19 protein-coding genes are annotated in these 18,896 nt (G+C 71.1%); 1 reads left to right on the forward strand and 18 read right to left on the reverse strand.

The features are described 5' to 3' along the window. Positions 1-101: 101 nt before the first annotated feature. The 11 genes from atpD to ABZ806_RS33035 form a co-directional block, all read right to left on the reverse strand. Complete coding sequence (atpD, locus tag ABZ806_RS32985) at positions 102-1,532, reverse strand: F0F1 ATP synthase subunit beta (RefSeq protein ID WP_500221364.1); 1,431 nt, start codon at positions 1,530-1,532, stop codon at positions 102-104. A 2-nt stretch (positions 1,533-1,534) separates the two neighbouring features. Continuing rightward, on the reverse strand, positions 1,535-2,440 hold the full coding sequence (locus ABZ806_RS32990) for a F0F1 ATP synthase subunit gamma (RefSeq protein WP_500221365.1): 906 nt from the start codon (positions 2,438-2,440) through the stop codon (positions 1,535-1,537). A 5-nt stretch (positions 2,441-2,445) separates the two neighbouring features. Continuing rightward, positions 2,446-4,080, reverse strand: a complete 1,635-nt coding sequence (gene atpA, locus ABZ806_RS32995; protein ID WP_500221366.1) for a F0F1 ATP synthase subunit alpha — start codon at positions 4,078-4,080, stop codon at positions 2,446-2,448. 68 nt (positions 4,081-4,148) lie between these two features. After that, a complete protein-coding gene (locus ABZ806_RS33000) occupies positions 4,149-4,970 on the reverse strand; it encodes a F0F1 ATP synthase subunit delta (protein WP_500221367.1) in 822 nt (273 codons plus the stop codon). Continuing rightward, entirely contained in the window at positions 4,967-5,524 is a 558-nt protein-coding gene (locus ABZ806_RS33005) for a F0F1 ATP synthase subunit B (protein ID WP_171068786.1), read from the reverse strand. The genes ABZ806_RS33000 and ABZ806_RS33005 overlap by 4 nt, the downstream gene beginning before the upstream one ends. A gap of 31 nt (positions 5,525-5,555) precedes the next feature. After that, positions 5,556-5,792, reverse strand: coding sequence for an ATP synthase F0 subunit C (gene atpE, locus ABZ806_RS33010; protein ID WP_089330861.1), 237 nt, complete (start codon positions 5,790-5,792; stop codon positions 5,556-5,558). A gap of 101 nt (positions 5,793-5,893) precedes the next feature. Then, positions 5,894-6,688: a F0F1 ATP synthase subunit A gene (gene atpB, locus ABZ806_RS33015; RefSeq protein WP_500221368.1), complete on the reverse strand. Its 795-nt coding sequence runs from the start codon at positions 6,686-6,688 to the stop codon at positions 5,894-5,896. A gap of 73 nt (positions 6,689-6,761) precedes the next feature. Continuing rightward, entirely contained in the window at positions 6,762-6,986 is a 225-nt protein-coding gene (locus ABZ806_RS33020) for an AtpZ/AtpI family protein (RefSeq protein ID WP_500221369.1), read from the reverse strand. A gap of 84 nt (positions 6,987-7,070) precedes the next feature. Further along, entirely contained in the window at positions 7,071-7,487 is a 417-nt protein-coding gene (locus ABZ806_RS33025) for a Cg1360 family ATP-synthase-associated protein (RefSeq protein ID WP_500221370.1), read from the reverse strand. Between the two features lie 224 nt (positions 7,488-7,711). Continuing rightward, positions 7,712-8,866 carry an MraY family glycosyltransferase gene (locus ABZ806_RS33030; protein WP_500221371.1) on the reverse strand — a complete coding sequence of 385 codons (1,155 nt, stop codon included), beginning with the start codon at positions 8,864-8,866 and terminating at the stop codon, positions 7,712-7,714. 162 nt (positions 8,867-9,028) lie between these two features. Next, positions 9,029-10,051, reverse strand: coding sequence for a DUF2207 domain-containing protein (locus tag ABZ806_RS33035; protein WP_500221372.1), 1,023 nt, complete (start codon positions 10,049-10,051; stop codon positions 9,029-9,031). 227 nt (positions 10,052-10,278) lie between these two features. Here ABZ806_RS33035 and ABZ806_RS33040 point away from each other — a divergent pair, with 227 nt between their 5' ends. Continuing rightward, a complete protein-coding gene (locus ABZ806_RS33040) occupies positions 10,279-10,710 on the forward strand; it encodes a hypothetical protein (RefSeq protein ID WP_500221373.1) in 432 nt (143 codons plus the stop codon). A 153-nt stretch (positions 10,711-10,863) separates the two neighbouring features. On the opposite strand, the gene ABZ806_RS33045 is transcribed toward ABZ806_RS33040, so the two are convergent. The 7 genes from ABZ806_RS33045 to rho all read right to left on the reverse strand — a co-directional run bounded on the left by ABZ806_RS33045 (position 10,864) and on the right by rho (position 18,734). Then, entirely contained in the window at positions 10,864-11,739 is an 876-nt protein-coding gene (locus ABZ806_RS33045) for an L-threonylcarbamoyladenylate synthase (RefSeq protein ID WP_500221374.1), read from the reverse strand. Between the two features lie 61 nt (positions 11,740-11,800). Further along, on the reverse strand, positions 11,801-12,661 hold the full coding sequence (prmC, locus tag ABZ806_RS33050) for a peptide chain release factor N(5)-glutamine methyltransferase (RefSeq protein ID WP_500221375.1): 861 nt from the start codon (positions 12,659-12,661) through the stop codon (positions 11,801-11,803). A gap of 115 nt (positions 12,662-12,776) precedes the next feature. Further along, on the reverse strand, positions 12,777-13,841 hold the full coding sequence (prfA, locus tag ABZ806_RS33055; protein WP_500221376.1) for a peptide chain release factor 1: 1,065 nt from the start codon (positions 13,839-13,841) through the stop codon (positions 12,777-12,779). Between the two features lie 126 nt (positions 13,842-13,967). Beyond that, on the reverse strand, positions 13,968-14,186 hold the full coding sequence (rpmE, locus tag ABZ806_RS33060) for a 50S ribosomal protein L31 (protein WP_163054148.1): 219 nt from the start codon (positions 14,184-14,186) through the stop codon (positions 13,968-13,970). A 176-nt stretch (positions 14,187-14,362) separates the two neighbouring features. Then, positions 14,363-15,016 carry a response regulator transcription factor gene (locus tag ABZ806_RS33065; RefSeq protein WP_500221377.1) on the reverse strand — a complete coding sequence of 218 codons (654 nt, stop codon included), beginning with the start codon at positions 15,014-15,016 and terminating at the stop codon, positions 14,363-14,365. A 32-nt stretch (positions 15,017-15,048) separates the two neighbouring features. After that, positions 15,049-16,428, reverse strand: coding sequence for a sensor histidine kinase (locus ABZ806_RS33070; RefSeq protein WP_500221378.1), 1,380 nt, complete (start codon positions 16,426-16,428; stop codon positions 15,049-15,051). Positions 16,429-16,604: 176 nt separating this feature from the next. Then, positions 16,605-18,734, reverse strand: coding sequence for a transcription termination factor Rho (gene rho / locus ABZ806_RS33075; RefSeq protein WP_500221379.1), 2,130 nt, complete (start codon positions 18,732-18,734; stop codon positions 16,605-16,607). Positions 18,735-18,896 lie beyond the last annotated feature (162 nt).

Here is an 18,896-nt window from a genome sequence, read left to right on the forward strand (position 1 = left end):
CCCGCGGGGGGCCCCACCGCCCCCCCCCCCCCCCCCCGGCGCGCGCGCGGGGCGGCCCCCCCCCGGCGGCGCCCGCCGCGCCCCCCCCCCGCCGGTGCGGACTACTTCTCCAGCTCCCTGGCCTTCTTCTCGACGTCCTCGATGCCGCCGCACATGAAGAACGCCTGCTCGGGCAGGTGGTCGTACTTGCCCTCGGCGATCGCCTTGAAGGAGGCGACCGTCTCGTCCTTCGGCACGGTGACGCCGGGCTGGCCGGTGAACTGCTCGGCCACGTACATCGGGTGCGACAGGAAGCGCTCGATGCGCCGCGCCCGCTGGACGGTGACCTTGTCCTCCTCCGACAGCTCGTCGATACCGAGGATCGCGATGATGTCCTGCAGCTCCTTGTACTTCTGCAGGATCCGCACGACCTCCTGGGCGACCTCGTAGTGCTCGTTCCCCAGGATCTGCGGGTCCATGATCCGCGAGGTGGAGTCGAGCGGGTCGACCGCCGGGAAGATGCCCTTCTCGGAGATGCTCCGGGAGAGCGTCGTGGTGGCGTCCAGGTGCGCGAACGTGGTGTGCGGCGCCGGGTCGGTGATGTCGTCGGCGGGCACGTAGATCGCCTGCATCGAGGTGATCGAGTGGCCGCGCGTCGAGGTGATCCGCTCCTGCAGCACACCCATCTCGTCGGCCAGCGTCGGCTGGTACCCCACCGCGGACGGCATGCGCCCGAGCAGCGTGGACACCTCCGAGCCGGCCTGGGTGAACCGGAAGATGTTGTCGATGAACAGCAGCACGTCCTGGCCCTGGACGTCGCGGAAGTACTCCGCCATCGTCAGGGCGCCCAGCGCCACCCGCAGCCGGGTGCCCGGCGGCTCGTCCATCTGGCCGAACACGAGGGCGGTGTCCTTGAGGACGTCCGCCTCGTCCATCTCCACCCAGAGGTCGTTGCCCTCACGGGTGCGCTCGCCGACGCCGGCGAACACCGAGGTGCCGCCGAAGTTGCGGGCGACACGGCGGATCATCTCCTGGATGAGGACCGTCTTGCCCACACCGGCGCCGCCGAACAGGCCGATCTTCCCGCCCTTGACGTACGGGGCGAGCAGGTCGATGACCTTGATGCCGGTCTCCAGCATCTCCGTCCGGGACTCCAGCTGGTCGAACGCCGGGGCCTTGCGGTGGATGCCCCACCGCTCGTTGATCTCCAGCGATGCGGTCGGCGCGTCCAGCGCCTCGCCCAGCGCGTTCCACACGTGGCCCTTGGTGATGTCACCGACCGGGACCGCGATGGACTCGCCGCTGTCGAACACCGGCGCGCCGCGGACGAGGCCGTCCGTCGGCTGCATCGAGATGGCCCGGATCATGTTGTCGCCCAGGTGCTGGGCGACCTCGAAGGTCAGGGTCTTCTCCTCGCCGCCCAGGGTGACCTGGACGTTGAGCGCGTTGTAGATGTCCGGGAGGGCGTCGGCGGGGAACTCCACGTCGACGACCGGGCCGATGACGCGTGCGACGCGCCCGGTCGCGGTCGCCGTCTCTACCTGTGCAGTCATTATCACTCCCCGCCAGACTCGGCGAGCGCGTCAGCGCCACCGACGATCTCGCTGATTTCCTGGGTGATCGCGGCCTGCCGCGCCTGGTTCATCTGGCGCGTGTAGACCCCGAGCAGTTCGTTGGCATTGTCGGTCGCCGACTTCATCGCCCGCCGGACCGACGCCTGGAAGGACGCCGCCGACTGCAGCAGCATGTGGAAGATGCGGCTCTCGACGTAGTTGGGCAGCAGGAGGTCGAGCGCGGCCTGCGCGGACGGCTCGAACTCGTAGGCCGGCGGAACCTTGCCGCCCTCGCCGGCCTCGGCCTCCTCGATCTCCAGCGGCATCAGCCGCTTGACCTGGACGGCCTGCGTCAGCATCGAGACGAACTCGGTGTAGACGACGTGGATCTCCCCGACCCCGCCCTCGGCGTCGGTCTTGAGGAAGTCCTCGGTCAGCCGGCGGCCGATCTGCTCCGCGTTCGCGAAGCTCGGGCGGTCGCTGAACCCGTTCCAGGTCTGCGCGACCTCCCGGCCCCGGAAGCGGTACCAGGTGATCCCCTTGTTGCCCACCACGTACGGGACCGGCTCGCGGCCCTCGTCCCGCAGCGCCTTGATCAGCGACTCGGCCTCGCGGATGACGTTGGCGTTGTAGGCGCCGCAGAACCCGCGATCGCTCGTGACGATCAGGACCGCGCTGCGCGTGTCGGTCGGCTGCTCCTGCAGGATCGGATGGTCGATCCCGACATGGTGGCTGACCAGCGCGGACAGCGCCTGCGTGATCTGCGACGCGTACGGCTTGGACGCCGCCACCGCCTGCTGGGCCTTGACGATCCGCGAAGTGGCGATCATCTCCTGGGCACGCGTGATCTTGGCGGTCGACTTGACCGTCTTGATCTGCTGCCGGAGTTGACGTAGCTGTGCGGCCATGGCCGTCAGCCCTTCTTGACGCGGGTGATCGTCTCCTGCTCGACGTCCTCGTCGTCGATCGCCTCGACGGGCTCCTCGTTCAGCAGGTCGCCCTCGCTGGTCTGGAAGCCCTTCTTGAACTCCGTGATGGAGTTCTTGAGGCTGGTGAGGCCGTCGTCGGAGAGCTGGCCGGTCTCGCGGATGGCGGTCAGCAGGCCGCCCTCCTCGCGCTGGATGTAGTCGAGGAACTCGCGCTCGAAGCGGCGGATGTCGGCGACCGGGACGTCGTCCAGCTCGCCGGACGTGCCCGCCCACACCGACACGACCTCCTGCTCGGCCGGGAACGGCGCGCCCTGCGGCTGCTTCAGCAGCTCGACCAGGCGGGCACCGCGCTCCAGCTGGGCGCGGGAGGCCGCGTCCAGGTCGGACGCGAAGGCGGCGAACGCCTCCAGGTCGCGGAACTGCGACAGCGCGAGGCGCAGCGTGCCGGCGACCTTGCGCATCGCCTTGATCTGCGCGGAGCCGCCGACCCGGGACACCGAGATGCCGACGTTGATCGCCGGCCGGACGCCCTGGTTGAACAGGTCCGTCTCCAGGAAGCACTGGCCGTCGGTGATCGAGATGACGTTCGTCGGGATGTAGGCCGACACGTCGTTGCCCTTGGTCTCGATGATCGGCAGACCCGTCATCGAACCGGCGCCGAGGTCGTCCGACAGCTTCGCGCAGCGCTCCAGCAGCCGGGAGTGCAGGTAGAAGACGTCGCCGGGGTAGGCCTCGCGGCCCGGCGGGCGGCGCAGCAGCAGCGACACCGCGCGGTACGCCTCGGCCTGCTTCGACAGGTCGTCGAACACGATCAGGACGTGCTTGCCCTGGTACATCCAGTGCTGCCCGATCGCGGACCCGGTGTAGGGGGCGATGTACTTGTAGCCCGCCGGGTCGGACGCCGGAGCCGCCACGATCGTGGTGTACTCCAGCGCGCCGGCCTCCTCCAGGGAGCGGCGGACGTTCGCGATCGTGGAGCCCTTCTGGCCGACCGCGACGTAGATGCAGCGCACCTGCTTGCTCGGGTCGCCGGACTCCCAGGCGTCCTTCTGGTTGATGATGGTGTCCACGCAGACCGTGGTCTTGCCGGTCTGCCGGTCACCGATGATCAGCTGCCGCTGGCCGCGGCCGATCGGCGTCATCGCGTCGATGGCCTTGATGCCGGTCTGCAGCGGCTCCTTCACCGACTGCCGCTGCACGACCGTCGGGGCCTGCAGTTCCAGCGCGCGGCGCTCGGTCGTCTCGACCGGGCCGAGGCCGTCCAGCGGGTTGCCCAGCGCGTCCACGACGCGACCGAGGAAGGCGTCGCCGACCGGCGCCGACAGGACCTCGCCGGTCCGCCGGACCTTCTGGCCCTCCTCGATCTTGCTGAAGTCACCCAGGACAACAGCGCCGATCTCACGCACGTCCAGGTTCAGAGCCAGGCCACGGGTACCGTCCTCGAACTCAAGGAGTTCGTTCGCCATCGCGGAGGGCAGTCCCTCGACGTGGGCGATACCGTCGCCGGAATCGACGACGGTGCCGACCTCTTCGCGCGCGGCGGCCTCGGGCTCGTACGACTGGACGAAGCGCTCCAGCGCGTTCCGGATCTCGTCCGGACGGATCGTCAGCTCCGCCATGATTCCTCTCTTGCTCCCTTAAGGGTCAGCTCTGCCGGCACTCGGCAACGCAGCCGGATCTACCGGCCTCAGCCGGCGCCGAGCCGCCGGCGGACGTCGTCCAGCCGTCCGGCGATCGTGCCGTCGATGATCTCGTCCCCGATCTCGATCGACAGTCCGCCGATCGTGTCCGGGTCGATCTCGATGTTCAGGTGTACTTCGTGCCCGTAGGCGGCGGCGAGCACCGCGCCCAGGCGCGTCCGCTGCTGCGCCGACAGGTCGGTCGGCGTCCGCACGAGCGCGACGAGCCGCTGCCGGCGCTGGGCGACGAGCTTGCCGTACTCGGCCAGCCCGCCTTCCAGGCTACGTCCTCTCGGCCGCAGCACCAGCTCGGTGACCAGCGTCAGCGTCGCGGGAGTGACCTTGCCCTCCAGCAGCGCGTCGACCAGGCCGAGCTTGCGGTCGTCCGGCAGCCCCGGGCCGGCCAGCGCACTGCGCAGCGCGACCTCGCCCTCGACGACCCGGCCGAACCGGAACAGCTCGTCCTCCAGGTCGTCGATCCGGCCGTCGGCCTCGGCGCGGGCGGCCTCGGCGGTGACCGCGAGGGTCTCCACCGCGTCCGCCAGCTCCGAGGGCTTCGACCAGCGCAGCCGGACGACGTCGGCGACCAGCCCGAGAGCGGCCGGCGACACCTTGCCCTCCAGCAGGATCTGGACGAGCTGCGCCTTGTCGGCACCGTCCCGCGCCGGGTCGGACACCGCCCGGCGCAGCCCGTGCTCGCGGTCGATCAGGTGCAGCACCGCGAACAGGTCGCCGCCGAGCCCCGCCAGGTCGGAGGAGGGCATGACAGCCTCCAGCCGCTCCTTGGCCTCGGCCAGCGACGCCCTGCTCACCGCTCCCGTGATGGTCATGATGTGATCTGCTCCTGCGTGCGAGCGCGGCTCTCCAGCTCCTCGAGGAACCGGTCCACCACCCGGCTCTGCCGCGCGCTGTCCTCAAGGGACTCGCCCACGACACGGCCGGCGAGGTCGACCGACATGGCGCCGATCTCGGCCCGCAGCGACTGCAGCGCCTGCTGCCGCTCCGCCTCGATCTGCTTCTTGGCGTCCTCGACGATCTTGCGAGCCTCCGCCTGGGCCTTCTCCTTGGCCTCGGCGATGATCTGCGCGCCCTGCTCCTCGGCCTTGCGCCGCTCGTTGGACGCCTCGACCGCGGCCGCCTTCTGCTGGGACTTGTACTGATCGAGGACCTGCTGGGCCTCTTTCTGCGCCTGCTCTGCCCGCTCGAGACCGCCCTCGATCGCCTGGGTCCGCTCCTCCAGCGTCTTCTGCAGACGCGGTACGAGGATGCGCCCCAGGACGATCATGACGACGAGGAACGAGAAGATGCCGACGACCAGCTCGTACGGGTGCGGGACGAGAGGGTTGTTCTCCTCCGCCGCTAGGACGGAAGCTGCTGTGATCATGTCTGCAGCCCTTCCTCAGATGGACCCGCGGTCAGATGCCCTGGAAGATGAACGGCGCGACCAGGCCGATGAGGGCCAGCGCCTCGGTGAGGACGAAGCCCAGCAGCATGTTGGTGCGGATCACGCCGGTCAGCTCCGGCTGGCGGGCGATGGCGTTCACGCCCTGACCGAAGATGATGCCGATGCCGATACCCGGGCCGATGGCCGCGAGGCCGTAGCCGATCGAGGTGACGTTGCCTTCGACTGCGGCGAGGACGGCTCCCGTCATGGGTTCATTCCTTTTCTGTCGGCCGGCGGAGGCTCCGCCGGTCTGGCTGACGAATTGTCGGAGCGGGGCCGGCGCAGGGGGCGCCGGGATCCCGGGGGGGCTTAGTGGTCTGCTTCGAGGCCGCTCTGGATGTACATCGCGGCGAGCATCGCGAACAGGAACGCCTGCAGGAACTGGATCAGCAGTTCGAGCGCGGTCAGCAGGATCGTGACGATCACGCCGACGATGCCGACGCCGAAGCCGAGCGCGGTGGGCTTCTCGAAGAGGAACCAGAAGCCGACGAGGCTGAAGAAGGCCAGGATCGTGTGGCCGGCGAACATGTTGGCGAAGAGCCGCACCGCGTGGGTGAAGGGCGCCAGGATGAACGTCGAGAGGTACTCGATCGGCACCAGCAGGAAGTAGACCGGCAGCGGCAGGCCCTTGGGGATCATGTTGGTGAAGTACTTCACCGGGCCCTGGTGCTTGAAGCCCAGGTAGACCTTGACGATGTAGACGAACACCGCCAGCACGATCGGGAACGCGATGTGCGACGCCACCGGGAACTGGATGATCGGGATGACCGCGAAGATGTTCCAGAACCAGATCAGGAAGAACAGCGACATCAGCATCGGCATCCACCGGTCGGTGTTCTTGCCGAGGAACGGGCGGGCGATCTCGTCCCGCACGAACATGTAGCCGATCTCTCCGACGTTCTGCATGCCGCGCGGCACGAGCTTCGGCTTGGCGAACGCCATCCAGAAGACCGCGCAGGTCAGCAGCGAGCCGACGACCGCGAAGAGGACGGGTTTGGTCAGCCACTCCGGGCCGCCGGCGAACAGGGGCGGAAAGTCGAACAGCTCCGGGCCCGGGGCTTTGAACTCATCTCCCCCGGAGGCGAGGACCGTCAGCGCGTTCACGCGGCGTTCCCTTCATCAATGTGGTGATGTTTCACGAAGACTTCCTCGGCGACTTCCTCGGCGGCGGGGCCGCTCAGGAGGAGTTGCGGCCGTACTTCAGGTAGACCAGGTAGACGGCGAGACCCGCACCGATGATCAGGCCGATGGGAATCAGCCAGGTCTGGTGCGTCAGCTCCGACATCAGCCACCCGATGCCGCCCCAGATGAGCATCCCGGAGAGGAGGTAGCTGGGTACGGACCAGGCGACGTCGGCGAATTCCCGTTGGCCGTCCTCCGGCCGGGGCTTCTGCTCGCTCATCGCGCTCCGGACGATAGCAGGCCACCCGTGCGGTGGTCATATTGGAGTAGTCCGTAGGGGCAGGCGCCGTCCACGGGGCCTGCATCACGGACTCCGGTCCAGGACGTTCTCGGGCTCGTCAATGTAGGGCCTCCGCTGCAGGACGACGCGGAACTCGGCGGCGATCCAGATCAGCGCGAGGCCGATGACCGTCCAGCCGAACACCGTCGTGTTCCAGATCGAGACGCGGTCCATCGTGGTGACCAGCACCATCACCGCGAGGATCTTCACCATGTAGCTGGCCAGCGCGGCGAGCATCATCGTCTGCGCGGAGTACTTGGCGGCCCAGGAGACCACCAGCGCGCTGACCGAGAAGAAGGCGATCACCACGATGGAGGCGAGCCCCGCCGCCAGGGCGCCCTTGGCGCCGGCGGTCAGCAGGCCGATCAGGACGGCGGCCACTCCGACGATCGTGGTCGGAATCGCGGCGCCGCGGAGCATCCGAGCGTCGGAGGTGTGCATGAGGGCTCCGGCTGGTCACGGTCAGTGGTCGTCTCTTGTTCGTGAAAGGTATCACAAGCGTCCGGTATGTCCACAATTACCCTAGAGGTAATGCGCATCCGGGTCCGGGGAGGCTACCTCCGGTGACGCTCGCACCTGGACTTTAGCCCAGCTCAGGGCCTGCTTCGGACGCTTCTCGGGACACCGTTCCGGGCGCTGTCCGGGACAATGCGCGGGACGCCGGGTCAGACGCGCATCGTGGGGCGTTGCGCAGGGTGGTCGCCGGTGCCCGGGTCCGTGGCCGGTTTCCGGCGGCGCGGTTTGCGGAGCATCAGCAGGACACCGGCCGTCGCGATCAGCAGGGTGATCCCGAGGGTGATCCACGCGGCGTCGAACAGCGCCAGCCCGACCAGGCCGGACGCCAGCAGCCCGACCCAGAAGTACATGATCAGCACGGCCCGGCGGGTGGAGTGGCCGAGCTGCAGCAGCCGGTGGTGCAGGTGCTGCTTGTCCGGGGAGAACGGCGAGCGGCCCTGGCTCGTGCGGCGCAGCACCGCGAGCAGCATGTCCATGAACGGGACCGCGGCCACCGCCGGGATCAGCAGCACCGGGACGAAGAACGGGAACAGCCCGTTGGCGAGGATGGCCGGGTCGAACTGCCCGGTCAGCATGATCGTGGACGCGCTGAGCAGCAGCCCGATCAGCATCGAGCCGGTGTCGCCCATGAAGATCTTGGCCGGGCTGAAGTTGTGCGGCAGGAAGCCCGCGCACATCCCGAACAGGACCGCGGCGATGAGCGTCGCGCCGGTCAGCGTGGTCAGCCCGTTCGTCCGCGACAGCAGGTAGGCGTAGGAGAACAGCGCCAGCGCGGCGATGCCGACGACGCCCGCGGCCAGGCCGTCCAGGCCGTCGATGAAGTTCACCGCGTTGATCGTCGCGACCACGACCAGGACGGTCAGCGGCACCCCGTAGGCGGGCGGCAGCGACAGCGACTCGCCCGTCGGCAGCGGGATCACGTAGATCTGGATGCCCTGCATGATGAAGATCCCGGCGGCCGCGACCTGCCCGGCGAACTTGGTGAGCGCGTCCACCTCCCACCGGTCGTCGGCGATGCCGATCAGCACGATGAGGCCGCCCGACAGCAGCAGCGCCTTCGCGACGCTGATGTCGCCGTCGTCCAGGACCTTGCGCATCTCCGGTAGCCCGGTCGCCACGACCAGCGCGGCCGCCATCCCGCCGAACATCGCGAGGCCGCCCAGCCGGGGCGTCGGGATGACGTGCACGTCGCGCTCGCGCGGGACGGCCTGCGCCCCGAACCAGACGGCGAACCGCCGCACCGACGGGGTCAGCAGGTAGGCGACCAGGGCGGCGACAAGGATCGTGAGCAGGTATTCGCGCACTCCCCCGCGCCTCCTCTCACCGATCGCCGTTGCCGTGCTGCCCCGTCCCGCGCACCCGGTCGACCGGGCGGGTCTCCTCCGTTGGACGTCCGGACGGGGCGATGTGTTCGCATCGAGACCGACCAACTGTAGACCCACCCGGCGGGCACTCGCTGCCGATCATCATCCCGCCCGGTCCATCCCCCGGGGACGGCCGCCTACGCGCCCCGGCACGGCGGGGGCGCGGTGCGCGCAGACGATCCCGGCGCCGACGATCAGCAGCGCCAGGCCGGCCAGGCCGCGGTCGCCCACCGAGAACGCCCACGTGCCGCGGGCCGCGACCTCCTCCCCCGCGTCGGCGACGATCAGCAGCAGGCCGGCTGCGAGCAGGCCCGTGCCGGCCCGCCGGCGCCGCACCGGGTACCGCCCGACCAGCACCACCGCGCCGAGGGCCAGGGCGAGCAGCGCGGTGCCCGGCCAGCCGCCCGTCCAGCGCGGCGCGGCATAGCGCGGCGGGGCGACCGCGATCGCGTGCTCGGGCAGCCGCACCCGGATCCGCATGCCCTCGTGCGGGGCGAGCAGGGTCTGGATGAAGTCCACGGCGTAGGGGCCGTCGCGGTCGCGCAGGCACCTGGTCGTCGCGCCCGGGGCGCCCGCCCGGCAGCTCACGTGCCGCAGCGGGACCGGTGCCTCGACCCGCACCGCCGCGTTCCCGATCGGGACGCGCCAGCCCGTCCCGATCGCGTCCCAGACCAGCTCGACGCGGCCGGCGCGCGGGGTGAACGCCCGCCCGACCTCGTACTCGATCACGTACGCCTGGCGCCCGCGGACCTCGCGGTGCCGGTCGCCGACGCTGATCCGCACGTCGTGCAGGAACCGCGTGGTCCGGACGCGCGCCGGGGCGCCGGTGGAGGAGCTGCTGCCGATGTTCCGCACGTCGTAGACCCGGTCGCCGACGCGGAACGGCACGCTCCGGACGATCCCGTGCTCGCCGGACCGGTCGAAGTCGTAGGTGATCGTCTCCCGGACGTACAGCACCCCGTCGGCACCGATCCTCAGCACCACGTCATAGGTCGGGATGCGCTCGCCGCCGGCCGCGGCGGCGCGGGCGGGCGGCAGGAGCCCGAGGGGCAGCAGCGGGAGGGTCAGCAGCAGGAGGCCCGCGAAGATCGCCGGCCCCCGGACACGGCCACGCACGTCCGGCATGGTTCCACTGTTGCCGTGATCGTGCCGGGGTAACGCCGCCGATGCCGTGCGCGGCGGGGCGCGGAGCGCTTCCCGGACGGTTGGACGCGCCGCGCCGCCGATCGGTTCGCGGCCCCGCCGAATTCGTCCTGCCCTGGTCAGCACATAAGACGGCGATAAAAATGACCGGGCGGACACTGCTAAGTTATCGGTCGCTAACCCCCCCAAAGAATGAGCCTGGAGGATCCATGCGGCGATTCGCTGCAGTAGCCTTGGCCGCCGGCACCGTGCTGGCCGGCATGGCCGTCGCGGGCGCCCCCGCCGAGGCGGCGGCCGCCAAGAGCTGGAAGCCCTACAACTCCTACAGCCACGTCGCGGCCTGGGGTACCTACACCCGCAAGAACGGCAAGACGTACGTCAAGGGCTACCTGGCCGACGACAAGAAGAACGGCTGGACCTCCTGCGTCCGGTTCCTGTTCACCGAGGGCAACAACCGGTACTACTCGCGCTTCAAGATCATCGGCGTGAAGTCCAACGGGACGAAGTACAACTTCGACGGCAAGGCGACCGTCAAGATCAGCGTGAGCCACAGCTACAGCAGCCACCTGTGGGTGCAGGAGTGCGGCCGGAACAAGAAGACCGGCAAGTACCTGTACGGCAAGGGCAAGAAGCTCTTCTGACCCCGCCGCCGTGCCGCCCGACGGCGCAGCCCGTGTGACAGCACGGCTCGCCTGACGGCACAGCCCGTCGCACAGCACAGGCCCCGCCCGGCCCGGCGGGGCCTTCGCGCTCTCCGCGGCGCTCTCCGCAGCGTCCTCGCGCGGCGCCCCGGCTCAGCCGTCCTCGGGGTCCTTCTTCGTCAGCGACGGCCCCGCCACGGGCTCGGCGGCCGGGGCGACGGGCTCAGGGGTGTCCGCGGGGCCCTCAGTGGTGTCCGCGGGGCCCTCAGCGGCTTCTCCCTGCGCCTGCGCGGCCTCGCCCTTGATCAGGGAGGGCTTGGCCGGTTCCGGCTCCGCACCGGCCTCTGCGGGCTCCCGCACATCGTCCGCGGGCTCCCGCAGATCGTCGTCGGTAAGGAGAACGCCCACCACGGCGCGGATCTTGTCGACAGGGACGGCACCGGTGCGCAGGACGCGCGGGACGGGCCCGGTGAGGTCCAGGATGGTCGACGGATCGGCGCGGCCCGACAGCCCGCCGTCCAGGTAGACCGAGACCGAGTCGCCGAGCATCTTCTCGGCCTCGTCGGCGCTGCGGGCCGCCGGCCGCCCGCTCAGGTTGGCGCTGCTCACGGCCAGCGGGCCGGTCTCCTTCAGCACCTCCACGGCCAGCTCGTGCATCGGCATCCGGACGGCGACGGTGCCCTTGGTCTCGCCGAGGTCCCACATGAGGTTCGGGTTGGCCCGGCACACCAGCGTCAGCGCGCCCGGCCAGAACTCGTCGATGAGGTCCTGCCCGTAGGTGCCGAGGTCCTCCACCAGGGCCGTCGCGGCCCGCACGGACCCGACCAGCACCGGCGGCGGCATCTCCCGCCCGCGCCCCTTGGCCTCCAGCAGCGCCGTCACGGCGGGCGCCACGAACGCGTCCGCGCCCACCCCGTACACGGTGTCGGTCGGCAGCACGATCAGCTCGCCGCGCCGCACGGCCGACACCGCCTCGGCGATCCCGCGGGTGCGCTCCATCGGCTCGGAGCAGTCATAACGTCGACTCACGATCGCCCGTCTTCCCCTCTGCGCGGCGCTCTTCGAAACGGCACCGACCAGGATAGCGGTGCTAGTCGGTCGCCAGGCGGGCCGTCACGAAGCGGTCCCGGTTGGTGAGGTCGCGGCGGTTGCGGACGTCGCGCCAGCCGTTCTCCTCGGCGAAGATCCAGTAGACGCCGTTGCCCTGCAGGTCGCTGTGCTCGACGGCGACGTGGCCGCCGGGGCGGAGCAGGCGGCGGGCGGTGCGCTCGACGACGCGGATCGCGTCCAGGCCGTCCTCGCCGCCGCCCCACAGCGCGTCGGCCGGGTCGTGGTCGCGGACGTCCGGCGGGACGTACTCCCACTCGCTCATCGGGATGTAGGGCGGATTGCTGATGACGAGGTCGACGGTGCCGTTCAGCTCGGGAAGAGCGGCGGCGAAGTCGTCCAGGTGCAGGCGGACGCGGCCCCGCTCGTCCAGCTCCTCGATGTTGCGGGTCGCGTGCACGAAGGCGGTCGGGTCCTTCTCCACCGCGTGCACGCGCGCGCGAGGGGCCTCCAGCGCGATGGACAGGGCGATCGCGGCGGAGCCCGTGCCGAGGTCGACCACGAGGGGGTCGCGGACGTCCATGTCGCGGAGCGTCTCCAGCGCCCAGCCGACCATCACCTCGGTCTCGGGACGCGGGACGAACACGCCCGGCCCGACCTTCAGCTCCAGGTAGCGGAAGTAGGCGCGGCCGGTGATGTGCTGCAGCGGCTCGCCCGCCTCGCGCCGGGCGACGTACTCCCAGAAGCGGGCGTCGAACGCGCTGTCGGGGACGCCGTGCAGCTCCGAGCGCCGCACCTCGTGCACGGCCGCCGCCAGCTCCTCGGCGTCGGCGCGGGGCGAGGCCGCACCCGCGTCGGCGAGGCGGGCGGTGGCCCTGGCGATCTCGTCGAGCAGCAGATTCATGACCCTGCCCTTCGAGGGGGGACCCCCTCGAAGCCCCACACCCCCCGGTTCGCTGCGCTCACGGCCTCTGCTGTTCGTGGAGGGTCGACCCCCCACACCCCCGGTTCTGCTGCGCTCATGTTCTCTGTGCTTCGGCCAGCCGGCGTTCCATGTCGTCGTCGACCAGGGCCTGCGTGACGTTGTGGAGGTCCCCGTCCAGCACCTGGTCGAGGTTGTAGGCCTTGTAGCCGACCCGGTGGTCGGAGATCCGGTTCTCCGGATAGTTGTACGTCCGGACGCGCTCGGAGCGGTCCACCGTGCGGACCTGGCTCCTGCGCTCGGCCGACGCGGCCGCGTCCGCCTCCTCCTGCGCCATCGCAAGCAGCCGCGACCGCAGGATGCGCAGCGCCTGCTCCTTGTTCTGGAGCTGGCTCTTCTCGTTCTGGCACGAGACGACCACGCCGGTCGGCTGGTGCGTGATGCGGACCGCCGAGTCGGTCGTGTTGACGCTCTGCCCGCCCGGCCCGGACGAGCGGTACACGTCGATGCGCAGGTCGTTCGGGTCGATCTGGACGTCGACGTCCTCGGCCTCGGGCGTCACCAGGACGCCGACCGCGCTCGTGTGGATGCGGCCCTGCGACTCGGTCGCGGGCACCCGCTGCACGCGGTGCACGCCGCCCTCGTACTTCAGCCGGGTCCAGACCCCGTCCTCGGCGCCGCCCTTGGCCTTCACGGCGACCGTGACGTCCTTGTACCCGCCGAGGTCGGACGGGTGCGCGTCGATGATCTCGGTCTTCCAGCCGATGCGCTCGGCGTACCGCAGGTACATGCGCAGCAGGTCGCCGGCGAACAGCGCCGACTCCTCGCCGCCCTCCCCGGCCTTCACCTGGAGGATGACGTCCTTGGAGTCGCTCGGGTCGCGCGGGACCAGCAGGCGGCGGAGCCGCTCCTCCAGTTCCTCGCGGCGCCGGTCGAGGTCGTCGGCCTCGACGGCGAACGCCGCGTCCTCACCGGCCAGCTCGCGGGCCGCGGCGAGGTCGTCGCGGGTGGCGGCCAGCTCCCGGTGCGTCTCGACGATGGGCCGCAGCTCGGCGTAGCGCTTGCCGAGCTTGCGGGCCAGGGACTGGTCGCCGTGGACGGACGGGTCCGCGAGCCGTTCCTCGATGCCCGCGTACTCACTGATCAGTTCGTCGAGATTCACGCTGTGTCCTGACCCGTTCCGGCCGTCCCGGCCCGGAGGCGGCGGCGGTCCCCGGTTGCCGGCTTCGAAAGGCCCGGGGACCTCAGGTGCCCCCGGGCCGTTCCTGATATGTGTGCGGCGCTCGCCCTACTTGCCGGCCTTCTTCTTGCCGAAGCGCTGCTCGAAGCGCGCGACCCGGCCACCGGTGTCGAGGATCTTCTGCTTGCCCGTGTAGAACGGGTGGCAGTCCGAGCAGACGTCCGCGCGGATCACGCCGTTCTCGGCGGTGCTGCGGGTCTCGAAGGTGTTGCCGCACGTACACGTCACGGTCGTGACGACGTAGTTCGGGTGAATGTCGGGCTTCATGGTTCTCCTCGCCTCAGGCGGTCGCCGGGCGCTCCCCGCGCAGCCCATGGGCGGACCCAGGGGAGATGTGGGAAGCGTGAACCGGTACCGCAGCGGTTGCACCTCAAGTGTGCCAGATACCTGAACGTGGCGAGGTCACCGGGCATTCCCGATCTTGGACGGCGGCCGGGACGCCGTCACCCGCCGGGGCGCCCGAGGTAGGCCAGGACCGCCATCACCCTGCGGTGCCCGCCCTGCGCGGGCTGCAGGCCGAGCTTCATGAAGATGTTGGAGATGTGCTTCTCCACGGCGCCCTCGGTGACGACGAGGTCCCCGGCGATCGCGCCGTTGGAGCGGCCCTGCGCCATCAGCCCGAGCACCTCGCGCTCGCGCGGCGTCAGCGACTCCAGCGGGTCGCCGGTGCGGCGGCGGCCGAGCAGCTGGCCGATCACCTCGGGGTCGATGACCGTCCCGCCGGCCGCGATGCGGCGGACCGCGTCGATGAACTCGGCGATGTCCGACACCCGCTCCTTCAGCAGGTAGCCGACGCCCTCGGCGCCGCCGCCGATCAGGTCCGTCGCGTACCGCTCCTCCACGTACTGCGACAGGACCAGGATCGGCGTGCCCGGCCTGCGCTCCCGGACCGCCAGCGCGGCGCGCAGGCCCTCGTCGGTGAAGGACGGCGGCATCCGGACGTCCACGATCGCGAGGTCGGGGCCGTGCTCCTCGACGATGCCGAGCAGGCCCGGCCCGTCCCCCACGGTCGCCACCGTGTCGATCCCGGCGTCGTCGAGCAACCGGACGAGCCCTTCCCTGAGCAGCACCGAGTCCTCGGCGATCACAACCCGCATCCACCCATTATGTGGCGGGTCGGAGGCTGCTCTCACCAGGTGCAGGGCAGGTCCGCGCGGATGATGGTGGGGCCGCCGGGCGGGCTGTCCACGATCAGCATCCCGTCGATCGTCGCGGCCCGGTCGGCGAGGCCGGCCAGGCCGCCCCCGGGCCTGGCGACCGCGCCGCCGGCACCGTTGTCGATCACCTCGACGACGACCCAGCGGTCCTCGCGGGCCACCCGGACCGACACCCGGGTCGCGCGGGCGTACTTCGCGACGTTCGCCAGCGACTCGGCGACGATGAAGTAGGCGATGCTCTCCACCGCCGCCGGGGGACGCTCCGGCAGGTCGACGTTCACCTCGACGGGGACGGGGGCGCGTCCGGCGAGGCCCGACAGCGCCGGGTCCAGGCCGCGGTCGGTGAGGATCGCCGGGTAGATCCCGCGGGCAAGGTCGCGCAGCTCGGAGATCGCCTCCCTGGTGCCGGCGTGGGCCTGCTCGATCAGCGCTCGCGCGCCCTCCGGGTCGTCGTCGAGCTTGGCACGGGCGCGGCCGATGTCCATCGCCACGGCCAGCAGCCGCTGCTGCGCGCCGTCGTGCAGGTCGCGCTCGATGCGGCGCCGCTCGAACTCGGCGGCGTCCACCCCGCGGGCGCGGCTGGCCCGCAGGTGCTCGGTGCGCTTGCGCAGCTCGACGTTCTCGGTCTGCGCGGGGCTCGGGCCGAGCAGCAGCGCGGCGAGCAGGGAATGGCCGATCGCCATCGCCCGGGTCGCGTACATCGCGAGGCCGAGGAACAGCAGCCCGAGGGGCATCGCCGCGACGGCCTCCAGCGGGTTGCCGGCCCAGTACGAGGCGACCCCGACGTTGATCTCGGCGCCGCCGGCCACCGCCACGACCACGGGGAAGAACAGCGTCATGGCCGTCGCGCCCCACACCGCCGCGGAGACGACGAACTCGGCCATCGTGAGGGGGAACAGGACCGCGAGGTAGAGCAGGTCCTTCCAGGTGGCCGGGTCGCCCGCCATGCCCCTGAGCTTGGACAGCGGGTTGCGGCCGGCGGGCAGCCGCCGGTACGGGTCTGGGACGCGGACGCCGAACCCGGCCCGGACCAGCCGCCGCTCCAGCATCGCCCCGAACCGCCACGCGATCATCATCAGCGCCAGCAGCGGCAGCCCCACCCAGATGATCAGCAGTGCGACCGACAGCGTCAGCCCCACGGCCAGCGCGACGAACCAGCCCAGCCCGAACGCCATGCTGACGCCCAGGTAGAGCGCGGACCGCCAGGTCACCGACGACCGCGCCATCGCCACCGGGTGCCAGGACCCGTTCAGGACGGACGGGGCGTCCCCGCCGCCGCGCGTCGCCGCGGCCCATCGCGCCGCGGCCCATCCCACGGCGCCGCCGCCGGACTCTCTGCTCAGCTCGCCCACATCGTCCTCCGTGCCCCGTTCCCGACCTACGATCCCCAGACTGCCGGGGCGAGGGCGGACCGACCATGACGCGCACCGCCGAATCCGGGGTGGGGCTAACCCCACCATGGACGCGAGAAGCCCCCGTCCGGTGGCCCGGGCGGGGGCTTCTCGCGTGCCTCGGTGCTTCAGTGCTCTCAGCGGTCGTCGGAGACCGTGGTCTTCTGCACCTGGAGGAGGAACTCGGCGTTGGACTTGGTCTCCTTCATCTTCTCGATGAGGAGTTCCAGCGCCTGCTGCGTGTCGAGCGCGTGCAGCACCCGGCGCAGCTGCCAGACGACCCGCAGCTCCTCCGGAGCCATGAGGATCTCCTCCTTGCGGGTGGACGACTGGTCGACGTCCACCGCCGGGAAGATCCGCTTGTCGGCGAGGCTCCGGTTGAGCTTCAGCTCCATGTTGCCGGTGCCCTTGAACTCCTCGAAGATGACCTCGTCCATGCGGGACCCGGTCTCCACCAGCGCGGTGGCGAGGATCGTCAGCGAGCCGCCGTTCTCGATGTTGCGCGCCGCGCCGAAGAACCGCTTCGGCGGGTACAGCGCGGTCGAGTCGACACCACCGGACAGGATCCGGCCGGACGCCGGCGCCGCCAGGTTGTAGGCCCGGCCCAGGCGGGTGATCGAGTCGAGCAGCACGACGACGTCGTGGCCCAGCTCGACGAGCCGCTTGGCCCGCTCGATCGCCAGCTCGGCGACCGTGGTGTGGTCCTCGGCGGGACGGTCGAAGGTCGAGTGGATGACCTCGCCCTTCACCGTCCGCTGCATGTCGGTGACCTCTTCCGGACGCTCGTCCACCAGGACGACCATCAGGTGGCACTCCGGGTTGTTCTTGGTGATCGCGTTCGCGATCGCCTGGAGCACCATGGTCTTGCCGGCCTTCGGCGGCGACACGATCAGGCCGCGCTGGCCCTTGCCGATCGGCGACACCAGGTCGATGATCCGCGTGGTCAGGACGCCCGGGTCGGACTCCAGCCGCAGCCGCTCCTGCGGGTACAGCGGGGTCAGCTTGCTGAAGTCGACGCGGTTCTTGGCCTGCTCAGGCTCCATCCCGTTGACGGTGTCGAGGCGGACCAGCGCGTTGAACTTCTCGCGCCGCTCGCCCTCGCGCGCCTGCCGGACGGCGCCGGTGATGACGTCGCCCTTGCGGAGGCCGTTCTTGCGGACCTGCGCCAGCGACACGTACACGTCGTTCGGGCCGGGCAGGTAGCCGGTCGTCCGGACGAACGCGTAGTTGTCGAGGATGTCGAGGATGCCCGCGACCGGGATGAGGACGTCGTCCTCGGTGACCACCGGCTCCTCGAAGCGCTCGCGGCCGCGGCCGCGGTTGCGCTCGCGGAACCGGCGCCCGCGCCGGCCCCGGCCGCTGCCGTCGTCATCGTCGTGCTGGCCGCCGCCGCCCTGGCTCTGGCCGCGCTGCCGGTCGCCCCGGTCACCGCGGTCGTTCCGGTCGCCCCGGTCGTTCCTGTCACCGCGGTCGCCGCGGTCGTTCCGGTCGTTGCGGTCGCCCCGGTCGCGGCCCTCGCCGCGCTCGCGGCCACCGCGCTGCCGCTGGCGTCCGCCGCCCTCACGGCCCTCGCGGCCCTGGTCGCGGCCCTGGTCGCGGCCGTTGTCGCGGCCGTTGTCGCGGCCGTTGTCGCGGCCGCCGTGGGACTCGCCGTCCTCGGCGTTCTGGTCGCGGCCCTGCTCCCGGCCCTGGTCGCGGCCGTGCCGCTCGCCGCGTCCCTCGCCGGCCCCCCGGTCCTGCCTGTCGCCGCGCTGACGGCCGCCCTGCCGGTCCGCCCGCTCGGCCCGCTCCGGCCGGTCGGTCCGCTCCGCCTTCTCGGCGCCCGCGTCCGTGCTCTCGGCCGGCTTGTCGGCCTGCTTGTCGGCCGGGCCCTCGGCCTGCTTCGGGGCCTGCTCGGCGGCGGGCGCGGCGTCGGCGATGGTGACCTGGTCGTCGGCGGCCTCGCGCTTGGCGGCCGCGGTGCGGGTCCGCCGGGGACGCTCGGTCTTGGCCGGGGCAGCGGCTCCCTGCTCGCCCCCCGCCGAGCCCTGCTCCTTGCCGCCGCCCTGCTTCTCCTGGATGGCGGCGATGAGCTGGCTCTTGCGCATCCCGGTCACGCCGGTGATGCCGAGGCTGGACGCGAGCGCCTTGAGCTCGGGCAGCACCATGGCCGACAGGCCGGTGCCCGACCGGCGGCGCCGGGGGGTCGCGGGCTCCGCGCCGGCCTGCGCGGCGTCGGCGGGTCCCGTGCTGGGTGCGTCCGTAAGGAGTTCGCTGGATTCGCTCACTAAGGGTCCTTCCCAGGGAGCGGGCGTTGGCCGGCGTTCGGCCAGTCGACCCGGTGGTGCGGCCCGGCGGGGGCGCCGGGACGGGCTCCGCTGATCACGATGGAACCGGGATCTGCGTGTTCTGGGCACAGCCAGATGGTGGACGGGACGTTCCGCTCGTGC

Origin of the sequence: Spirillospora sp. NPDC047418 (genome assembly GCF_040643275.1) — a bacterium.
Taxonomy (GTDB): domain Bacteria; phylum Actinomycetota; class Actinomycetes; order Streptosporangiales; family Streptosporangiaceae; genus Spirillospora.